Origin of the sequence: Arenibaculum pallidiluteum (assembly GCF_017355985.1) — a bacterium.
GTDB lineage: Bacteria > Pseudomonadota > Alphaproteobacteria > Azospirillales > Azospirillaceae > Arenibaculum > Arenibaculum pallidiluteum.
In genome coordinates this window covers 23123-39694 of record NZ_JAFIQU010000017.1, presented here as the reverse complement: position 1 = coordinate 39694, position 16572 = coordinate 23123, and the positions used below count along the sequence as shown (strand labels likewise).

The 16572-nt window shown below is 71.8% G+C and carries 16 protein-coding genes; 10 read left to right on the top strand and 6 right to left on the bottom strand.

Features of this window, described 5'->3' with window-relative positions; translation table 11 throughout:
• Nucleotides 1–4 precede the first annotated feature (4 nt).
• Nucleotides 5–1426: an efflux RND transporter periplasmic adaptor subunit gene (locus JUB13_RS24750; RefSeq protein WP_207483830.1), complete on the bottom strand. Its 1422-nt coding sequence runs from the start codon at nt 1424–1426 to the stop codon at nt 5–7.
• A gap of 224 nt (nt 1427–1650) precedes the next feature.
• Here JUB13_RS24750 and JUB13_RS24745 point away from each other — a divergent pair, with 224 nt between their 5' ends.
• Nucleotides 1651–2667, top strand: a complete 1017-nt coding sequence (locus JUB13_RS24745; RefSeq protein ID WP_207483828.1) for a patatin-like phospholipase family protein — start codon at nt 1651–1653, stop codon at nt 2665–2667.
• Between the two features lie 54 nt (nt 2668–2721).
• Complete coding sequence (gene meaB, locus JUB13_RS24740; RefSeq protein WP_207483826.1) at nt 2722–3711, top strand: methylmalonyl Co-A mutase-associated GTPase MeaB; 990 nt, start codon at nt 2722–2724, stop codon at nt 3709–3711.
• Between the two features lie 78 nt (nt 3712–3789).
• Here the strand turns inward: meaB and JUB13_RS24735 are convergent, their stop codons facing one another.
• The 3 genes from JUB13_RS24735 to JUB13_RS24725 all read right to left on the bottom strand — a co-directional run bounded on the left by JUB13_RS24735 (nt 3790) and on the right by JUB13_RS24725 (nt 5962).
• Nucleotides 3790–4806, bottom strand: coding sequence for a sensor histidine kinase (locus JUB13_RS24735; RefSeq protein ID WP_207483824.1), 1017 nt, complete (start codon nt 4804–4806; stop codon nt 3790–3792).
• Between the two features lie 268 nt (nt 4807–5074).
• Nucleotides 5075–5296: a hypothetical protein gene (locus JUB13_RS24730; protein WP_207483822.1), complete on the bottom strand. Its 222-nt coding sequence runs from the start codon at nt 5294–5296 to the stop codon at nt 5075–5077.
• Between the two features lie 174 nt (nt 5297–5470).
• Entirely contained in the window at nt 5471–5962 is a 492-nt protein-coding gene (locus JUB13_RS24725) for a c-type cytochrome (RefSeq protein ID WP_207483819.1), read from the bottom strand.
• Nucleotides 5963–6181: 219 nt separating this feature from the next.
• Between JUB13_RS24725 and JUB13_RS24720 the strand changes: the two genes are divergently transcribed.
• The 3 genes from JUB13_RS24720 to upp all read left to right on the top strand — a co-directional run bounded on the left by JUB13_RS24720 (nt 6182) and on the right by upp (nt 8139).
• Nucleotides 6182–6811 carry a LysE family translocator gene (locus JUB13_RS24720; protein WP_207483816.1) on the top strand — a complete coding sequence of 210 codons (630 nt, stop codon included), beginning with the start codon at nt 6182–6184 and terminating at the stop codon, nt 6809–6811.
• 170 nt (nt 6812–6981) lie between these two features.
• Nucleotides 6982–7278: a 50S ribosomal protein L28 gene (gene rpmB / locus JUB13_RS24715; RefSeq protein WP_207483813.1), complete on the top strand. Its 297-nt coding sequence runs from the start codon at nt 6982–6984 to the stop codon at nt 7276–7278.
• Between the two features lie 210 nt (nt 7279–7488).
• A complete protein-coding gene (upp, locus tag JUB13_RS24710) occupies nt 7489–8139 on the top strand; it encodes a uracil phosphoribosyltransferase (protein WP_207483810.1) in 651 nt (216 codons plus the stop codon).
• A 7-nt stretch (nt 8140–8146) separates the two neighbouring features.
• On the opposite strand, the gene JUB13_RS24705 is transcribed toward upp, so the two are convergent.
• A complete protein-coding gene (locus tag JUB13_RS24705; RefSeq protein ID WP_207483807.1) occupies nt 8147–8971 on the bottom strand; it encodes an FRG domain-containing protein in 825 nt (274 codons plus the stop codon).
• Nucleotides 8972–9183: 212 nt separating this feature from the next.
• Here JUB13_RS24705 and JUB13_RS24700 point away from each other — a divergent pair, with 212 nt between their 5' ends.
• On the top strand, nt 9184–10239 hold the full coding sequence (locus tag JUB13_RS24700; RefSeq protein WP_207483804.1) for a dipeptidase: 1056 nt from the start codon (nt 9184–9186) through the stop codon (nt 10237–10239).
• 267 nt (nt 10240–10506) lie between these two features.
• Here JUB13_RS24700 and JUB13_RS24695 read toward each other — a convergent pair whose 3' ends face one another.
• Nucleotides 10507–11643 carry a LacI family DNA-binding transcriptional regulator gene (locus tag JUB13_RS24695; protein WP_207483801.1) on the bottom strand — a complete coding sequence of 379 codons (1137 nt, stop codon included), beginning with the start codon at nt 11641–11643 and terminating at the stop codon, nt 10507–10509.
• A gap of 280 nt (nt 11644–11923) precedes the next feature.
• Here JUB13_RS24695 and JUB13_RS24690 point away from each other — a divergent pair, with 280 nt between their 5' ends.
• The 4 genes from JUB13_RS24690 (at nt 11924) to JUB13_RS24675 (ending at nt 16572) form a co-directional block, all read left to right on the top strand.
• Nucleotides 11924–12901 carry an ABC transporter substrate-binding protein gene (locus tag JUB13_RS24690; protein WP_207483798.1) on the top strand — a complete coding sequence of 326 codons (978 nt, stop codon included), beginning with the start codon at nt 11924–11926 and terminating at the stop codon, nt 12899–12901.
• A 74-nt stretch (nt 12902–12975) separates the two neighbouring features.
• Complete coding sequence (locus JUB13_RS24685) at nt 12976–14571, top strand: sugar ABC transporter ATP-binding protein (RefSeq protein ID WP_328703006.1); 1596 nt, start codon at nt 12976–12978, stop codon at nt 14569–14571.
• A complete protein-coding gene (locus JUB13_RS24680) occupies nt 14564–15577 on the top strand; it encodes an ABC transporter permease (protein WP_207483795.1) in 1014 nt (337 codons plus the stop codon). Before JUB13_RS24685 ends, JUB13_RS24680 begins: the two co-directional genes overlap by 8 nt.
• Nucleotides 15574–16572 (top strand): ABC transporter permease, encoded by a 999-nt coding sequence (locus tag JUB13_RS24675; protein ID WP_207483793.1) that lies wholly within the window; start codon nt 15574–15576, stop codon nt 16570–16572. The genes JUB13_RS24680 and JUB13_RS24675 overlap by 4 nt, the downstream gene beginning before the upstream one ends.

Genomic DNA, 16572 nt, shown 5'->3' with positions numbered 1-16572 from the left:
CGCCTCAGCCCGCGCCGCCGCTGGAGCCCGACCCGCCGGTTCCGCCGCCCGCGCCGCCAGCGCCGCCGGTGCCCGGGCCGCTGCCGCCGCCGGGCTGGGCGCCGCCGCTGGTGCCCGAGCCCGTCCCGGTGCCGTCCTGCTGCGGGTTCGCGGGCGGGTTCGCCGTCTCGGCATTGCCGAGCGCGCCCGGGGGGCTCTGCGGGCCGGCGCCGCCTGTCGCGGCGGGTCCGGCCTGGGTGCCCTCGGTCGCGCCCGCCGCGGCGGTCGAGGGTGGCTGGGCGGGCACCGGGGTCACCGGCGCCCCGGCGCGCGCCTTCTGCTGGCCCTCGACGACGATGGTCTCGCCCGCGGCCAGGCCCTGCTCGACCGCAAAGACGCCGCCGGACTGCGCGCCGAGCGTGAGCCGCCGGGGCTGCACCACGTTGCCGGGACCCAGAACCAGCACGTAGGCGCCCTCGCGGTCGCGCTGGACGGCGCTGACGGGCACCACCGGACTGCGCGCGACGCGCTCGGGACGAACCATGACGCTCGCATACTGGCCCGGCAACAGCAGCCGGTTCGGGTTCGGGAACAGCGCCCGGACCTGGATGGTCCCGGTGCGGGGATCGACCCGGTTGTCCAGGAACTCGACCCGGCCGGGATGACCGTAGAGATCCCCCGTGGCGAGCCGCAGCGTCGGCACGAAGCGCTCCACCAGCTCGGCCGGGGCGCTGGCGCCTGTCTCCTGCATGATCTGGAGGACCTGGCGGTCGCTGACCGCGAAGGTCACGCGAATGGGATCCAGGCGGATGACGGTGGCCAGCACGCCGGTCTGCGGCGTGACCAGGTTGCCGGGCGTGATGGCAGTGGCGCCGATGCGCCCGGCGATGGGGCTGGTGATCCGCGTGTAGGACAGGTTCAGCTCGGCCTGCTGGAGCTGGGCCTGCGCGGCCAGCACGTCGGCCTCGGCCGAGGCCTGTGCGGCGCGCGCCTGCTCGAGCGTCGCCTCCGCGACGTTGCCGCGGGCGCCCAGCGCCTCGGCCCGGGCGGCAGCCTGCTCGGCTTCGCGGAGCTGGGCCTGGGCACGGGCGAGCTGGGCCCTGGCGGCGGTGCGCTGGGCCTCGTAGGGCGCAGGGTCGATCACGTAGAGAAGCTGCCCTTCGGCCACATCGGCGCCTTCCTGGAAGGCGACCTGCTGCACCGTGCCTTCGACCCGGGGGCGCGCCTCGAAGGTGGCGACGCTCTCGATCCGGCCGACGAACTCGGCCGAGGGCGCGACCGAGCCCGTCTCCACCGGGGCCACCGTCACCGCGGGCGGCGGCGCGCCCGGCGGGGCCACCTGTGCCGTCGCGCCGCCGGCCAGGAGGCCGGCCGCGAGGATCGCACCGGCGGCGCGGGCCGGAAGGGCTGCGAGGCGTGCGGCAGGCTTCGAGGGCGGAGTCGGCATGGTCGTTCCCGTGGGCGGTCGCGCCCGCCAAGCGGGGCCAAGGCCGCAACAGCTCGGGCGGACGAAGGGCACGCGGGATACGCCGCCGCCACGTCCCTACCCCGCGGTCGGGCAGGGGATCTGTCCCAAAGGCATAGGGCAAGCGTTGATGCCGGCCGCCGGCCCGTTCTCCCCTTGAAGAAGGGGCGTCGCTGCGGGGATCGGATGGACCGGCGGGCGGGACGATGAAGCGGGGCGTGAACCTGGTGCTGGCCGGCGGCAATGCGCTCGGCGCCTTCCAGGGCGGCGGCTACGCGGCGCTGGACGCGGCCGGGATTTCGCTCGACTGGGTGGTCGGCACCTCGATCGGGGCCGTGCACGGAGCCGTGATCGCCGGCAACCGGCCGGAGGACCGGGTGCCGCGCCTGCGCCGCCTGTGGGAGCTGCTGGCCCAGCCGGCCCCCGGCCCCGAGGGCGCCATGCTCTGGCCCGTCCCGGACGCGCTGGCGCGGCTCGGCGGCCTTGCCCGGACGGCGCTGCTCGGGCGGCCCGCCGCCTTCGTTCCGCGCCTTGCGACCTGGCCCGCGATCCCGTCCTCGGCCGCGGGGCAGGTCGGGTACTTCGATCTGGCGCCGCTGGCGCGCACGCTCGAGGACCTCGTGGATTTCGATCTGCTGAACGCGGGGCCCGTACGCCTGACCATCGTCGCGACCGACCTGGAGACCGGCGAGCGCGTCCTGTTCGACAGCCGCAGGCGTCCTATCGGCCCCGAGCACGTGATGGCAAGCGCCGCCTTCATCCCGGAGTTCCATCCGGTGGAGGTCGAGGGCCGGCTGCTCGGCGATGGCGGCTTCAGCGCGAACCTGCCGGTGGACATCGTCCTTGACGAGGATCCCGGCGACGAGACGCGCCTGTGCTTCGCGCTCGACCTGTTCCCGGCCGAGGCGCCGCGGCCGGATTCCCTGATGGCGGCGGCCAACCGCAGGCAGGAGCTGTTCTTCGCGAACCAGACGCGCACGGTGCTCGACCTCTACGGCCGGCTGTTCGCCGCGCGCGCACATGGCGCGGGCCGGCACCGGGTGATGCTGATGACCTGCCCGCCCGGGGGCGAGGAGGGGGCACCCCGCAGCTTCGATTTCGTCGCGGCCTCGGTCGCCCGCCGGTGGCGGGCCGGCGAGCGCGCGATGGAGGAGGCCCTGCGGCGTGCCGCCGGCCCCGGCAGCGGCGCGCCGCTGGAGATCGAGCGGGTGGCGGCGCCCTGAAACCGCGAGCGCCGGGCCTTCCGCGCCACCCGCGCCGGCTGTAGGGTGCCGGGGATGACGGCACCGGATCCCTCCACCCTCGCATCGCGCCTGCGCGCCGGCGACCGCCGGGCGCTCGCGCGCGCCATCACGCTGGTGGAATCGGCGCGGCATGACCATCGGCCGGCTGCCGAGGCGCTGCTGGCCGAGCTGCTGCCCCATGCCGGCAACTCGGTCCGGCTCGGCATTTCGGGCGTGCCGGGGGTCGGGAAGTCCACCTTCATCGAGGCCTTCGGCCTGCACCTGATCGGCCGCGGACACCGTGTCGCCGTTCTGGCGGTCGATCCCTCGTCCCAGCGCACGGGCGGGTCGATCCTCGGCGACAAGACGCGCATGGAGAACCTGTCCCGGCACGAGGCCGCCTTCATCCGCCCCTCGCCCTCGGGCGGGACGCTGGGCGGCGTCGCGCGCCGCACGCGGGAGGCCATGCTGGTCTGCGAGGCCGCGGGCTTCGATGCGGTGCTGGTCGAGACCGTCGGCGTCGGCCAGTCCGAGACGGCGGTGGCCGACATGGTCGACCTCTTCATGCTGCTGCTGCTGCCGGGCGGCGGGGACGAGCTGCAGGGCATCAAGAAGGGGATCGTCGAGCTGGCCGACCTGATCGTCGTGAACAAGGCCGACGGCGCGCTGGAATCGGCGGCCCGCCACGCGGTGGCCGAGTACCGCCACGCGCTGGCCCTGCTGCGCCCCCCGGTCTCGGGCTGGCGCGTGCCGGTGATGAGCTGCTCGGCGACCGAGGGGCGCGGCATCGCCGAGGTCTGGGAGACGGTGGAGCGCTACCGCGCCCAGCTCGGCGCCTCGGGCGCCATCGCCGAGCGCCGCGCCGGCCAAGCCCGGGCCTGGATGTGGTCCGAGATCCAGGAGACGCTGTTGGAGGCCTTCCGAGCCCAACCCGCCGTTCGGGCCGATCTCGCCGGGATCGAGGTTCAGGTGGGGGACGGCCGCCTGGCGCCCGCGGCCGCCGCGCGGCGCCTGCTTGCGGAATTCCTCGCCGCACGGGGCTGAGGCCTGGCGGCCGGGAATCGGGAGCGGGAAGGGGCGGCCCGTCTCGGAAGTGTCTCTCCGGCCCCGGTCCCAGGATGGTCATTCTCGTCGCGGCGGCCGGCGATCTCCGTTCGGCCGGTGTTGGGCCGGGCTGGCTAGTCCATGGTTTCGCCCGCCCTGTCGGCAAATGGAGACGGTCGTCCCATTGCCTTCCTCGATCGTGACATCGGCTCCGATCTGCCACGCCATCTTGCGGACCAGCACCAGTCCGACGCCGGCCCTGGAGTCGCATCTTCCGGCGCTCAGGCCGATGCCGTCGTCGTGCACGATTATCTCATCCCAGATCCCCCGCCCCCTGAGGGCGACGGAAACGGTTCCGGGCCGATCCTCCGGAAACGCGTGCTTCAAGGCATTGACGACCAGTTCGGTGACGATGGTGCCCATGGACAGCGCCGTCTCGGGGTCGACGGGCTCGATGTCGTCAGCCTCCACCGAAACGAGGAGATCGGCCCGCGCGAGATCAGCCAGGCGCCGGCAGAGCGAGGAAAGATATCGCCCCGGCTGGACCGTGGAGGGAGCTCCCTCGCCGAACAGCAGTTCGTGGACCAGGGCCATGGCGTGGATCCGTCCGAGGACATCGATCAGCGGCGCCCGGGCCGCCGGATCCGCCCGGCGCAGCTTGAGGCGGATCGAGCTGACGATGGCCTGGAAGTTGTTCCTGACGCGATGGTGGACCTCGGCCAGAAGGGCCTGGTTGTCGCGAAGGATCTGGGCAATCCGGGCGTTCGCCGCGAGAAGCTGCGAGTTCTGCTCCTCGACCTGCACCGCGAGTCCCTCCAGCTCCTCGTAGGACAGGTGCAGGGCCTGCTCCGCCTCCCCGCGTTCGCTGTCCGCGCGGCCCATGGTCCGTCGAAGCTCGTTCTCGCGCCGTGCCGCCTCGGCGAGCTGGCGGCGCAGGCCGGCAGCCTCGGCTTCCAGCTCCCGGACGCGGTCCTGCAGGGGCCGCAGGCGCGCCGTCAGCTTCAGGATGGTCCGGTTCCGCTGGGCCACCAGGGTCCGCAGGCGGGCCGTCTGTGTCCTGGACCCGGACGCCTCGTCAGGGAGCGATTCTGTCATGGCCCGGAAATCGGCGCACCGGCCCTGTCGGGGCCGTCCGAACGCCCTGGACGAGCTAGCCCGGGGCCTTCGCGCCGGGTCCTTTGCCTGGTTGATACCTCGTCCGCCAACAGCGGCCCCGGCCGATCGTCCCAGCGCGGAAGGATGAGTCTCCTGGATTGCCCCAGGAGGGTCTTCAGGTCGGATCCGGGCGCTGTGCCATTCAGTCTTTCGGCACGCGCATCGCGATCGATCGGCACGAAGGCATCCATGGCTCACGCCAGCCAGATCAGGGAGCCTCGCGCGCCTGTCCACGCTCCCTGTCCAGATGCTCGTGCGCCAGACGCAGGGTCTCGAGCAGGTTGGTCAGGACCCTCTCGGCACGTGCGGCCGCCTCGTCATGGCCGTCGCGGACAAGTTCCGCGATGATCTCGCGCTGGCGGGCGACCCGGGCCTCGCCCTCCGCGACGTGACGCGCAGCCTGCTGGATCGCGGTCTCGGATGGGGCCATCGAGCACCCCCAGGCCATCGATGCCTGCCAGATTTCGGGCGAACATCATACGTCCCCCGAGACCATTCTGTCCCCGGCGCATCGGGGCTGAATGCAGGTCGCCGAACTGCCGGCTCCCGGCCCCGCGCAAGCCTTCCCCGGGCTTGTCGCCCGGGGAAGGCGGTTCCGCGGGATCTACTGCGGGACGACGAGACCCAGGAAGGGGGCAGGGGGCTTGTCCTTGGTCCCGGTCGGCGGCGGGACCTTGTGGCTGACGGGCGCCAGGCTCTTCAGATAGGCCGCCAGCGCCTCTGCGTCGCCGTCGGTCAGCGCGGCGTAGGAGCGCCAGGGCATCGCCGGCGCGAGCTGCCGCCCGTCCGGGCGGATGCCGGTGCGCACGGCCCGCACGATGTCGGCTTCGGTCCAGGAGCCGAGCCCGGTCTCGGCGTCGGGCGTCAGGTTGGGCGGGTAGAAGATCCCGAGATCCGGGATGCCGAACCCCAGCGGCGATCCCGCCAGGTGCAGCTTCGGGTCCGGCATGCCGGCCATGGCGCCGCTGGTGTGGCAGCCCTGGCAATCCATGATCTGGGCGAGGTATTCGCCGCGCCTCACGAGGTCCTGGGATCCGGCCGCGGGCGCGGCAAGAAGACAGGCCAGACCGAGTGCGGCCGCTGCAAGGGTTCTCATGACGTGGCTCCCTGAATGTCGAGGTCGTTTCTCTTCGGGCGGCTGTCCGGGGGTGCAGGGTTCGGGCCCGGAATCCCTTGCCCGAACCCAGCCGCCCCTCGCCGCTTGCCTGGAGATCCTATGCCAGTTGTCCGGATGTGAGATAGGTCGCGCAGGGCGTAGGGCGGGGCCGCCCGGCCGTGTTAGCGTGGATCCCTGACCGCATCAGGGGAGGGTGGCATGGAGGTCTGGCTCTCGCTGGCGGGCGTTCTGGCGACGCTCGCGATCGGCGCCGCGAGCCCGGGGCCCAGCTTCGTGATGGTCGCGCGCACGTCGGTCGCCCATTCCCGGCGCCACGGGATCGCCGCCGCGCTCGGCATGGGAACCGGCGGGGTCGTCTTCGCGACGCTGGCGGTGCTCGGCCTGACGGCCCTGCTGGCGCGGGTCGAATGGCTCTATCTCGGGGTTCGGCTGCTCGGCGGCGCCTATCTGCTGTATCTCGGCTGGCGGATCTGGCAGGGCGCGGGCGAGCCGCTGCGCATGGCGGGCGGCGGTGACGGCCCTCCGGTTCCGGTCCTGCAATCCTTCTGGCTGTCGCTGGGAACCCAGCTCAGCAACCCCAAGACCGCGATCTTCTATGCCAGCATCTTCGCGGCCCTGCTGCCCGTCGGCGCGCCCCCCTGGGCCTGGGCGGTCCTTCTGCCGATGGTCTTCGCCATCGAGGCCGGCTGGTACACGCTTGTGGCCGTCGCCTTCTCGGCGGCGGGGCCCCAGGCGGTCTATCTCCGCGCCAAGACCTGGCTCGACCGCGCGGCCGCGGCGGTGCTGGGGCTGCTCGGCCTGCGTCTCGTGACCGAAGCCTTCAGATAGGGACGGCAGGGAGCGACCGGCCGCGCGTGACCGGGAGAGGACGGAACCGCGACAGGTGCGCATTCCCTGTCGCGGGCGCCTTGACGGCGTGCCCGGCCTTCCCTATAAACGCGGCTCCGCCGGCCGGGCCCCCGTCCGGCAACCGGTTCATTGTGACAAGGACCTTTCCCATGGCACGACGTTGCGCCGTGACCGGCAAGGGCGTGATGTATGGCAACAACGTCAGCCACGCCAACAACAAGACCCGCCGCCGCTTCGAACCCAACCTTCAGGAAACCTCGTTCCTGAGCGAGGTCCTGGGCCGTTCGGTTCGGCTGCGCGTGTCGACCAACGCGATCCGCACCATCGAGCACAAGGGTGGCCTCGACGCCTTCATGGCGGATGCCAAGGCGGTCGAGCTCTCGGCCGACGCCCGCAAGGTGAAGCGCGCGATCGAGAAGCGCCTGGCGGCCCGCGCCACGGCCTGACCCCGCACGGCCCTCGGGCCGTCCTGGGATCGCTTCCGGTTTTCAGCGAAGCGCCCGGCCTCCGGCTGGGCGCTTTCGCATATCCGGACGCCTGCGCGGTCAGGCCGTGAACCTGTGCCTCCGCCACGCCCCACCCCACCCTCGGCCCTTGGTTCGGCCGGCGGGCGCCGGTATGCTCGCGCCGCGTTCCCTTGCACCATGCGGCCGGCCATGAAGAAGCATCCCGACTATCCCAACCTGTACGTGATCGACCACCCGCTGATTCAGCACAAGCTGACGCATATGCGGGACCGGCAGCGTTCGACCAACGGGTTCCGCACGCTGCTGAAGGAGATCTCTCTGCTGATGGGCTACGAGATCACCCGGGACCTCCCGTTGACGACGGAGCGGATCGAGACCCCGCTGGCGCCCCTGGACGCGCCCGTGATCGCCGGCAAGAAGGTGGCCGTGGTGCCTGTGCTGCGGGCGGGGCTGGGCATGGCCCAGGGCCTGCACGAGCTGATGCCTTCGGCCCGCGAGGGACATATCGGCCTCTACCGCGACGAGGAGACCAAGAAGCCCGTCGAGTACCTCGTCAAGCTGCCGGAGGCCGAGGGGCGGCTGTTCATCCTGGTGGACCCGATGCTGGCGACCGGCCATTCCGCCGTTCACGCCTGCGACGTGCTGAACCGCCACGGGGTCGAGGACCAGAACATCCGCTTCATGGCGCTGGTGGCCGCGCCCGAGGGCGCGCGCGTCTTCAGCGCCGCGCATCCCGAGGTCAAGGTCTTTTGCGCCTCGCTGGACAGCCACCTGAACGAGATGGCCTACATCGTCCCCGGGCTGGGCGACGCGGGCGATCGCATGTTCGGGACGAAGTAGCCGCGCGCTACCACAGCCATTCGGCGACCCATCGCTGATGGGCGCTGAGGCCGGGCAGGTCGGGGAACAGCTTTCCCGATTCGACGCCGAGCCGGTTCAGGTGCTTCAGGATGCCGAGCCGCGCGGGGCCGCGGATCTGGATGCGGATCACGTTCAGGCCGGCCTTCTCGGCGAGGTCGGGGAAAGAGGTCGGCGAGAGCCGGGCCTGGAAGCTGAACAGCCCCTCCTGGGACGAGATCCGGGACGAGATGATGGGCGGGCTGAACAGCATGACCGTGTCGGGCTCGGATGGCCTGTCGGCGCCGATCATCCCCTCTCCCTGGGGCCGCATGGCCGCGATGGCGTCCAGCGGCAGGGTCAGGCGCGGCGAATCCGGGTTGTCGCTGACCTGCCAAGCGAAGACGTAGGCGTCGCACCAATCGGCCACGGGCTGGTAGGTCCTGCGCTGGCTGACCGCGAAATAGAGCGCGATCAGCGGGTTGCGGGTCCAGTCCAGCAGGCGCGTGGGCAGGTGATGGTGCTGGGCCACCGCAAGCCAGTTCAGGTGCTGCTGGGGCACGGCCTCCAGGAAGGGAAGCGCCTGGCGCTTGAAGGCCTCGACCAGCCGTTCCTCGTAGTCCCAGAGCGACAGGCGCTGCTCCAGGCCCTGGTCGGCGCGGATCCGCCGGTTCCGTTCCCAGGACCGCACGATGCTGGGCTTCATGTCCTCAACGGGATCCTTGGCGCCGCGGAAGTTCACGGTGTACTCGGCGAGCCCGGCGATCAGCTCCACATAGTCGACGAGGTTCTCCACCCGCTCCGTCCGCATGCGCAGTCCTTTGCTCCCCGGCATTCCTCGTGCCTCCGGACAACAGGGGCCGGACCGGGGTGCTGCGCCGGCCCGTCCGGCATAGGCCGGCATGGCAGGAGCGGCGCAGGAGGAGGGATGACGGCGGCTCTGCGATGGGATAACGCTGGCGTCTGCCCGCCGGGTCGGTCACGTGCCGGCCCGCCAGCCAGGATCCCCGACCGGAACCCCGACCGGAACCCCGCCCGGAAGCCATCATGACCGCATTCCCGATCTTCGACGGCCATAACGACGTGCTCCTGCGCCTGCTGCCCAAGGGAGGCGGGGCGGCCCGGGCCTTCGTCGCGGGCGACGGCGAAGGGCATCTGGACCTGCCGCGCATGCGCAAGGGCGGCTTCGCCGGCGGCCTCTTCGCCGTGTTCCTGCCTTCCCCGGACTTCGGCCACGTCGATCACCTGATGCGGCAGGCGACCTACGACGTGCCGCTGCCGCTGCCGCTCGACCCCGCCGCCGCGCGGCCGGTGGCGGAAGCCATGGCGGCGATCCTGTTCCGGATCGAGCGCGAGGCGGCCGGCGCCGTCCGGATCTGCCGCACGGCGGCCGAGATCCGGCAGAGCATCCGGGACGGCGTGCTCGCCACCGTTCTGCATTTCGAGGGCGCCGAGGCGATCGACACCTCCCTGGACGCGCTGGAGGTCTGGCATGCGGCCGGGCTGCGCTCCCTGGGGCTGGTCTGGAGCCGGCCCACGGCCTTCGGCCACGGCGTTCCCTTCCGCTATCCCTCATCGCCCGATACCGGCGACGGCCTAACAGAGGCGGGCGTGCGGCTGGTCCGGGCCTGCAACGAGAAGCGGATCCTGGTCGACCTCTCGCACCTCAACGAGAAGGGGTTCTGGGACGTGGCGCGCATCAGCGACGCGCCGCTGGTGGCGACCCATTCCAACGCCCATGCGCTGTCCCCGCACGCCCGCAACCTGACGGACGACCAGCTCGCCGCGATCCGCGAGAGCCGGGGCATGGTGGGCGTCAACTTCGCGACCTCCTTCATCCGCCCCGACGGACGCATGGATGCCGCGACGCCGCTCGATCAGCTCCTGCGCCATTTCGACCATCTGGTCGAGAAGGTCGGAATCGATGGCGTCGGCTTCGGGTCCGACTTCGACGGCGCCACGGTCCCCGACGAGATCCAGGACGTGACAGGCCTTCCGGCCGTGGTCGAGGCGCTGCGCCGCCACGGCTGGGACGAGCCGAGCCTGCGCAAGCTCTGCTGGGAGAACTGGGTCTCCGTGCTGGAGCGGACCTGGGGCGGCTGAGCGGGCCGCTGAGGGGGGCGCTCAAGGAGGGGCCGAGGGGGCGGGCCAGGGCGCCCTGCGCTCAGGGCCGCGCGACGGCTGCGGCCCCCGCCCTGCTGCGCCGGGCCGGCCCGATCTGGTCGCTGATGGTCTTCTGTAAGGGCCGGATCCGCGGGGCGCTCGGCCGGGGCATGCCTTCGGAAGTCCATGCCGGCCATGCGGGTGGCACTCCTGCCGCTCCGGCGTCCTCGCGCTCGGCCTCTCGTCCCCGGGTGGCGGGGCCGTACCTCAGGCCCGCCCGGCCTCGAGCGGGCGGTCCGGCAGAGAGCGGTCCGGACGCGCCGCCTCCGCCGGCGGCGCGTCCTCCGCGGGGCGCTGGGCCACCGGGCGGACCGAGTCCCGTGCGACCAGCGGACTGTCCATCTTCACCTGCAGCAGGCGCGGCGCGCGGCCGTGGATCGCATCGGCGACCAGATGCTCCACCGCCCAGCGGCCCATCTCGTAGTTCGGCAGCAGCACGGTGGTCAGGGCCGGACGCACGTGCTGGGCGATCTCCTGGTCATCGTAGCCCATCACGGCGACGTCGGTCGGGATGCGCAGGCCCAGCTCCTTCAGCGCCTCGTAGCAGCCCACGGCCATCAGGTCGTTGGCGCAGAAGATCGCCGTCGGCGGCCGCTTCTCGCGCATCAGGGACAGGGTGTGCGCGTAGCCGGTGCTGGGCGACCAGTCGCCGTCGCGCACCAGCGCGGGATCGAAGGGCAGGTCGGCCGTCGCCAGCGCCTGGCGGTAGCCCTTGAAGCGGTCCCGCGCCGCGTCCATCCAGGGCTCGCCGTTGATGAAGCCGATGCGCCGGTGGCCGGCCTGGATCAGGTGCTCGGTCGCGGTATGGCCGCCCGCGACCTCGCCCGGGACGACGGAGGGAAGGGCGCGCGCGCCGTCGTAGCAGTTCAGCAGCACGGTCGGCACAGCGCCCAGGAGCGCCGGCACCTCCACCTTGCGCGTGAAGATCGTCGAGTAGACGACGCCGACCAGAGCCGGGTTGGCGACCAGGGCGCGCAGCACCTGCTCCTCCAGCTCGGAATCGCCCCGCGTCGCGAAGACCGCGAGCACGCAGTCGTGCTCCCAGGCCGCGTCGCGCGCGCCGTCCACCGACTGGACCGGATGGGGGCTGGTGGAGATCTCGTCGACGAGATAGCCGATCAGCGTCCTCGCGACCGGTCCCGACGGGGGGAGCGGCTCGCGCCCGCGCGGGCCGAGCTGGTAGCCGATCTCCTGGGCTGCGGCCCGGACTCGCCGGCGTGTCGCTTCCGAGATGCGCGCGCCGGTCATGTTGTTCAGCACGAGGGAGACGCTGGACTGGGACACGCCGGCCAGCTTCGCGACGTCGATCATGGTCGGCCGCCGGCGGCGGCGATCATCGTTCAACTCCCGTGTCCTCCCTCGACGTTCACGGCCGCGATTCTAGGGGAGGCGGCGGATCCCGTCATCCCGGCTTCCCTGCTAATAATTAGCACCTGCCCCTCCACGTTCGGATGAGCCGCCGGACAAGAGTTTGCGTGGCCCTGTGGCTGGGCCTGCAAATCACTTTAGCAACTATTGACTGCTCAAATTAGCTGTGCAAGCGTTCGCTGCAGCGACAGTCAGTCGCGCAAGCAGACCGGCAAAAGCCGGCGGAGACGCGGTCTCGCACAGGAGGATCCACCCGATGATCAAGCATCCGCTGCGCATCCTGACCATGGGGCTGGCGCTCACGGCGGCGACGCTCGCCGCCGCCGCCGCCCAGGACCTGCCGAAGATGAAGCAGAAGCAGGCCTACAAGGTCGGCTTCGCGCAGACCGAGAGCAACAATCCCTGGCGCATCGCCCAGACCGAGAGCATGAAGGCCGAGGCGCAGAAGCAGGGCTGGCAGCTCGTCTACACCGACGCCGCCGGCTCGGCCGCCAAGCAGGTCGCCGACGTCGACAGCATGATCGCCCAGGGCGTCGACCTGATCTTTCTCGCCCCGCGCGAGGAGAAGCCCCTGGTGGCCGCGGTGATGAAGGCCAAGCGGGCCGGAATCCCGGTGATCCTGCTGGACCGCCGCGTCGACGAGACCCAGGCCAAGCCCGGCCGCGACTACGTCACCTTCATCGGCTCCGACTTCATCGACCAGGGGCGCCGTGCGGCCGAGTGGCTGGTCAAGTCCACGGGCGGCAATGCCAAGATCATCGAGCTGCAGGGCACCGTGGGCTCCTCGCCGGCGAACGACCGGCGCAAGGGCTTCGCCGAGGTGATCGCCAAGAATCCCGGCATGCAGATCGTCGCCTCGCAGAGCGGCGACTTCGTGCGCGACAAGGGCCGGCAGGTGATGGAGACGCTGCTGCAGGCGAACCCGCAGGCGACGGCCGTCTACGCCCACAACGACGAGATGGCGATCGGCGCCCTGGCCGCCCTCGAGGCCGCCGGCCGCAAGCCCGGAAAGGACATCACCGTCGTCTCGATAGACGGCACCCGGGATGCCCTGCAGGGGATCGTCGACGGCAAGATCGGGGCGGTGGTCGAGAGCAACCCGCGCTTCGGGCCCAAGGCCTTCGAGACCGCCAGGCGCTATGCCGCGGGGGAGAAGATCGATCCCTGGATCAAGGTTCCCGACAACTTCTACGAGGCCTCGAACGCCGCGGAGTCGGTGGCGAGCGCCTACTGAGCTTCTCTGGTGAAACTGCGGGTGGGCGTCCAGGTGCCCGCCCGCCCCTTTCCGGAAATTCGAGGTCCGCCGTGGTGGACGCCGCGCCCCTGCTGGCCATGCGGGGTATCGACAAGAGCTTCTCCGGGGTTCCCGCGCTCACCGCCGCCGAGCTGACGGTCGGCCGGGCCGAGGTCCACGCCCTGATCGGCCAGAACGGCGCCGGCAAGTCCACCATCATCAAGATCCTGACCGGCGCCCACCGGCCCGACGCCGGGTCCATCCAGTTCGACGGCTCGGCGATCGCCCCGGCGAGCCCGGCCGAGGCCCAGCGCCTGGGCATCAGCACGATCTACCAGGAGATCAACCTGGTGCGGTACCGCTCGGTGGCCGAGAACGTCTTCCTCGGGCGTGAGCCGCGCCGCCTGGGCCTGATCCACTGGTCGCGCATGAACGCGGATGCCGCGGCCCTGCTCCGTCAGTTCGACATCGACGTGGACGTGACGCTCCCGCTCGGGCGCTGCAGCATCGCGGTCCAGCAGATGGTGGCCATCGCCCGGGCGGTCTCGACCGATGCGAAGCTGGTCGTGATGGACGAGCCGACCTCGTCCCTGGACGACCGCGAGGTCGAGGTGCTGTTCGGCGTGATCCGGCGCCTGAAGGCGCGCGGCGTCTCCGTCATCTTCGTGAGCCACCGGCTGGACGAGCTCTATGCCGTCTGCGACCGGGTCACGGTGATGCGCGACGGTCGCACGGTCGCGCAGAGCCGCATGGGAGAGCTCGGCAAGCTCGACCTGGTGATGGCCATGCTCGGCCGCCGCCTCACCGAGAGCGAGGCACGCGGCATCCACGGAACCGAGCGCGCGGGCGGCGCGCCGCTGCTGGAGGTCGAGGGGCTGCGCCGCGGCCACCGCGTGCGCGACGCGGGGCTCTCCGTGCGGCGGGGCGAGGTCGTCGGTCTTGCCGGGCTGCTGGGCTCCGGACGGACCGAGGTCGCGCGCATGCTCTTCGGCGCCGATGCGCCCGAGGGCGGCCTGATCCGCCACAAGGGCGCGCCCGCCCGCTTTCGCGCACCCGGCGAGGCCATCCGGGCGCGCATCGGCTTCAGCTCCGAGGACCGCAAGGCCGAAGGGATCATCCCCGACATGTCCGTGCGCGAGAACATGACGCTCGCCCTGCTGCCGCACCTGGCGCGGGCCGGGGTCGTCGACACCGCGCGCCAGCAGCGCATCGCGGACGAGTTCGTGCGACGCCTCGGCATCAAATGCGCCTCGCCCGAGCAGCGCATCCGCGAGCTCTCGGGCGGGAACCAGCAGAAGGTGCTGCTGGCGCGCTGGCTGTGCACGGATCCCGAGCTGCTGATCCTGGACGAGCCGACCCGCGGCATCGATGTCGGCGCCAAGGCCGAGATTCTGTCCCTGGTCGAGGAACTCGCGGATGGCGGGCTGGGAGTGCTGATGATCTCCTCGGAGCTCGAGGAACTCGTCCAGGGGGCCGACCGCGTCGTGGTGCTCCGCGATGGCCGCAGCGTTGCCGAGCTGGAGGGCGACGCGCTGACCGAGGATGCCGTGATGCACGCCATGGCCGATGGGGGCGAGCCGGCGCCGGGGCGCGCCCCGGCAGCCGCGGCCGGATCGGGGACCGGATCCGGGGGCGTATCCGGGGGCGGCGCGGAGGCCCGCGGTGGCTGAGATCACGCTGCAGAAACGGCCCGGCGAGGCGGCGGCGGTGCGCACGCGGCGGCGCATCAAGGCGCTTGCCCGCGGCTGGGGGGCGCCGCTGGCGCTGGTCCTGCTGCTGGCCTTCAACGTGCTCTTCACGCCCAACTTCCTGACCTGGCAGACCTTCTTCGTGAACCTGACCCAGGTCGCGACCATCGTGATCGTCGCGACCGGCATGACCCTGGTGATCGCGACGGGCGGCATCGACCTGTCCGTCGGCTCGCTGATGGCGATCGCGGGGGCGCTCGCCCCGCTGATCCTGAGCGGGGCGCTGACCGGGCCTCTGGACCCGGGCCTCGCGGTGGCGCTGGCCTTCGTGCTGCCGGTGCTGGCGGCGGGGCTCTTCGGCCTCTTCAACGGGGTGCTGGTCACGCGTTTCGCGATCCAGCCCATCGTCGCGACGCTGGTGCTGTTCATCGCCGGGCGCGGCATCGCCCAGGTGATGACCAACGGCAACCTGCAGACCTTCTCGAACCCGTCCTTCCAGTGGATCGGCCTCGGGCGGATCCTCGGCCTGCCGGTCCAGGCCGTGCTGATGGTGGCGATCGTGGCCCTGGCGGCCTGGATCCTGCGCCGGACCGTGTTCGGGCGCCACGTGCTGGCGACCGGCGGGAACGAGCCGGCCGCGCGCCTGGCCGGCGTGCCGGTGACGGGCGTCAAGCTTGCGGTCTATGCCATCAGTGGCCTGCTCTCGGGCCTCGCGGGGCTGGTGGTGATCGCCATCAATTCCTCGTCCGACGCCAACCTGATCGGACTCGGCATGGAGCTGGACGCCATCGCCGCGGTCGCGGTGGGCGGCACGCTGCTGACCGGCGGCCGGGCCAGCGTCGTCGGCACCCTGCTGGGCGCGCTGATCATCCAGCTCCTGCGCTACACGCTGCTCGCCAACGGCGTGCCGGACGCGGCGGCCCTGGTGGTGAAGGCGGCGGCGATCCTGCTGGCCGTATGGATTCAGCGCCAGGGGGAGGGACGATGACCGCCGATGCGATGGAGCGCCGGCCCGGCGCCGACCGGCGCGCGCGCGTCTGGAGCGGGCTCGCACGGCAGGGCGTGCTGGCCGCGCTGCTGCTGCTGATCCTGTTCGGGGCGCTGCGCTACGAGAACTTCCTCGGCGCCTACAACGTGCTGAGCGTGCTGCGCTACAATTCGATGTTCGCCCTGGTGGCGCTCGGCATGTGCTTCGTGATCATGACCGGGGGCATCGACCTCTCGGTCGGGGCGGTGGCCGCCATGGCCAGCGTCGTCTCGGCGCTGCTGAGCCCCTTGGGCCTGACGCCCGCGCTGCTGGGCGGGGTCGGGGCGGGGCTTCTGGCCGGCCTCCTGAACGGCCTGGTGATCGTCCGGCTCGGCATCCTGCCATTCATCGCGACGCTGGCCACCATGCTGGCGGCCCAGGGCACGGCCCTGCTGCTGGCCGACAACCAGTCGGTCTCCGTCTCCTGGGACGGGCTGTTCGTCGAGCTCGGGCAGGGCGACCTGCTGGGCCTGCCGATTCCGGCGCTGCTCGCAGCCGCAGCCTTCGCTCTGGGCTCCGTCATGCTGAACTACACGGGCTTCGGGCGCACCGTCCTCGCCATCGGCGACAACGAGGAGGCCGCGCGGCTGATGGGCCTGCCGGTCGACCGCGTGAAGCTCGGCGTCTACGCCCTGTCGGGGGCGCTGGCCGGGCTTGCCGGCGTCGTGCTGGCCTCCCAGTTCGGCGCGGGCCAACCTACCGAGGGCATCGGCTGGGAGCTTTTCGCCATCGCCGCGGTGGTGGTGGGCGGGACGCTGCTGACGGGCGGCGTCGGCTCGGTCGGCGCGACGCTCTCGGGCGTCCTGCTGCTCGGCCTGATCTTCAACATCCTGAACTTCGAGAACGGCCGCGGCTCCATCAGCCTGAGCGCCTACTGGCAGTCGGTGGTACGCGGCCTCGTCCTGCTGGTCGTCGTCGTGCTCCAGAGCAGGCTGACGGGACGGCGGGCGAGCTGA